Below are 3491 nucleotides of genomic sequence, written 5' to 3' on the forward strand. Positions count from 1 at the left end.
TTAAAGACATCCGGATGGGCTTTTTCAATCTCATCAAGTAATACAACCGAGTATGGTTTTCTCCTGACCGCTTCAGTCAGCTGACCAGACTCTTCATAGCCGACATATCCTGGTGGAGCACCAACCAGTCGTGATACCGTATGCCGTTCCTGATACTCGGACATATCGATCCTGACCATACTGTTCTCATTATTAAAAAGAAACTCAGCAAGAGCCTTGGCCAGTTCTGTCTTCCCTACCCCGGTTGTTCCGAGGAAGATGAATGAACCGATTGGTCGCTTTGAATCAGAAAGGCCTGCACGACTCCGGCGGATTGCGTCAGATACTGCACGAATTGCCTCATCCTGACCTACGACACGCTTGTGAAGTTCAGACTCCAGCGTGAGAAGTTTTTGTTTCTCACTCTGCAGCATCCTGCTGACCGGAATACCTGTCCACCTGGATACAACTTCAGCGATCTCCTCTGCATCCACCTCTTCATTGACCATGGCAGAATCTTTCTGCAGATCGGTCAGTTGTGCTTTGAGTCCCTCGATGATCTTCTCTTTTTCAGGAATTCTTCCGTATCTGATCTCTGCGACCTTTCCAAGATCTCCAGCCCGGTTGGCAGTTTCCGCTTCGAACTTTAGATCCTCTATCTCATTCTTCCGTTGCTGAATCTGTTCGACGAGATCCTTTTCAGACTGCCATTTTGCCTTCAGACGGTTCCGCTCCTCGGTCAGGTTTCCTATCTCGGTATTTAAGGCGTCCAACTTCACCTGATCTTTTTCACGCTTAATCGCTTCCCGCTCAATCTCCAGTTGCCGAATCTTCCGCTCGATAATTTCAAGTTCTTCAGGGACCGAGTTAATCTCAAGCCGGAGCTTTGAAGCGGCTTCATCAATAAGATCTATGGCCTTGTCAGGCAGGAAGCGGTCAGAGATATACCGTTGTGAGAGCTCAACAGCAGCAATAATGGCCTCATCCTTTATTCTGACATGATGATGTGTCTCATATTTTTCTTTGATCCCCCGAAGTATGGATATAGCGTCAAGCGTATCAGGTTCGTTGACCATCACCGGCTGGAACCGGCGCTCAAGGGCTTTATCCTTCTCGAAGTATTTTTGATACTCTTTCAGAGTTGTTGCTCCAATTACATGCAGTTCTCCGCGGGACAGGGCTGGTTTTAAGATGTTTGCAGCATCCATCGCCCCTTCACTTGCACCGGCGCCAACCAGGGTATGAATCTCATCAATGAAGAGAATAATCTCACCGTCAGAGGAGACAACCTCCTTAATCACACTCTTAAGTCGTTCTTCGAATTCTCCCTTGTATTTTGCTCCGGCTATGAGAGCTCCCATGTCGAGGGAATAGATCTGTTTTGTTTTCAGGTTATCAGGGACATCGCCGTCAATAATCCGGTGTGCCAGACCCTCTGCAATGGCAGTCTTTCCAACGCCAGGCTCACCAATCAGAATCGGATTATTCTTCGTTCTTCTGGACAAAATCTGCAGCACCCGCCTGATCTCATCATCACGCCCGATAACCGGATCCAGTTTTCCTGAAAACGCAAGCTCATTCAGGTTTCGTGCAAACTGATGTAATGCATTATACGTCTCTTCGGCAGTCTGACTGGTGACCGTGGATCCTTTTCGCAGTATCCGAATCGCAGCCTTGAGATCTTTTTCTGTTACCCCGTTATCTTTAAGCAGACGGGATGTTGCATCATTGCCTGAGAGTATGCCTAACAGGAGATGCTCGATGGAAACAAAGTCATCCTTAAACTCCTGTGCATATCTATTTGCTTTTTGCAGGGCTTTTGTTGTATCATGAGAGAGATATGGCTCTCCACCGGTAATCTTTGGTAATGCGTCAATGTTCCGATCAAGGAGCTGATGGAACCTGTCTAGATTGACATTGAGTTTTTTGAGCAGATATGGAATGACATTTTCATCAACGATGAGCATCCCTTTCATGATATGGGCAGTTTCAATTGCCTGGTTCTGTTTCCCTAAGGCAATATCCATTGCTTTTTGAATAGCTTCCTGCGATTTGAGAGTGAAATTATTAAAGTTCATAATCGTGATCTCTTTGTTATTGATTTGTAATTCTATATATATTTAACTCATGTTCTTTCCTATCACTATTACAAATATGAGATACATTGATGAACGCCTTGATCATCATCTGCAATATAATCACAATATTAATTATTCTCACTCTCCATAAGGGTACAGAAAGGAAATTCATATGGGAAAAAACCCAAAGAAAATACTTATTATCGATGATGAAGCGGTATTTCGAGAGGCAATAGCCAGGGCTCTGACCTCCTGCGGATATCACTGTTTTCCAGAGGAAGATCCTGCAACGGGTATTATGAGATTGAAAAAAGAATCTTTTGATCTGCTCATCCTTGATATCATGATGGATCCCTTTGATGGATGGGACACTCTAAGTCATCTTCGGACTTTTTCAAATGGCAGAGAAACACCGGTCATCATGGCATCAGCGAAAAAACTCAATATCGAGGAGGTCATCAGGTACGGTGAATATGTCGCAGGCTTTCTTGAAAAGCCGTTCGTTGATTCTGAATTCTGTGAGGCCATACATCAATTCTTTGACTGGTATGATCCCCTTATCTCAAATGCGAATGCTGCACGACTGCAGGGAGTTCCCCAGGAGATTTGTACTGCATGGATTCGAACAAATAGGCAGATAAGGGCAATAAACCAGATGTTAGAGAATGTATATGTATCCGGTCTTCCTGATGAGTTCCTATCAGAAGAGGAACGCATGGAACACCGGATGGCTCAGGTCAGAGAGATATTAGAGGAAAAAAGAAAAGAGAGAGATAATATAAGAATTCAATATCCGGTGTTTTCTATTTAGAGATCTGGTTTTTCTATCAGAGCATTATCCCTTTTTTTTGAATTCATACCAATTTAAGATTGTGATGGGATAGGAATGCCTTCAATTCCGTAGAAGGTCAATCTCCCTTTATTATCTGAAGAAGTACACAACCGGCCATCATCCAACTTCAATTCGAAGGTTCCAGGTGGCGTTACTTCTCGGATATAATCTTCCATAACGACACAATTTTCACAGCCTTCTGCTTTTTCATCCTCATCCGGTTTGAGAGTACCCTTATACCATGGTTTCCCATTCCAATACAATGTGTAGGGTATACTGCCAGACTCATCGGTTTTCATAGCAACCGTACTGATTTTAAATACCTCTGAATAATCCCTGGTCGAAGTTTTGGCATGTACTTCTTGTATTGTGCAACAATCTTTACATGGTTCCTTCTCACCAGCAAGTACTGCTATTTTGTAGACGGGCTCAGTTTTCTGGGGTTTTACTTCACCGCCACTTTCTGGAATCTCAACTACCTGGTCTTCATAGCCTTCTTCATGCTCAAAGGTTATCAGATATTTTCCGGGTTCAACTCCGGTAATGAGTAAGGGAGTCAATCCCTGTGGTTCTCCATTTATATATACTTCAATATTTTCAGG

Annotated in this window: 3 protein-coding genes; 1 reads left to right on the forward strand and 2 read right to left on the reverse strand. The window is 43.8% G+C overall.

The window, feature by feature from the left end:
- Positions 1–2057 (reverse strand): ATP-dependent Clp protease ATP-binding subunit (locus PLA23_RS11635; protein ID WP_324475285.1); only part of this gene is annotated, 2057 nt, incomplete at its 3' end.
- A gap of 172 nt (positions 2058–2229) precedes the next feature.
- On the opposite strand from PLA23_RS11635, the gene PLA23_RS11640 reads away from it, so the two are divergent.
- Complete coding sequence (locus PLA23_RS11640; RefSeq protein WP_324475286.1) at positions 2230–2868, forward strand: response regulator; 639 nt, start codon at positions 2230–2232, stop codon at positions 2866–2868.
- A gap of 53 nt (positions 2869–2921) precedes the next feature.
- Here the strand turns inward: PLA23_RS11640 and PLA23_RS11645 are convergent.
- Positions 2922–3491: PEGA domain-containing protein (locus PLA23_RS11645; protein WP_324331760.1), on the reverse strand; the 570-nt coding region annotated here is incomplete at its 5' end.

It is taken from the genome of Methanospirillum sp. (assembly GCF_035406105.1).
Classification (GTDB): Archaea; Halobacteriota; Methanomicrobia; order Methanomicrobiales; family Methanospirillaceae; genus Methanospirillum.

Excerpts from the sequence above, each read along its gene's own strand:
- PLA23_RS11640 (WP_324475286.1), top strand. The coding sequence starts at position 2,230 with ATGGGAAAAAACCCAAAGAAAATACTTATTATCGATGATGAAGCGGTA.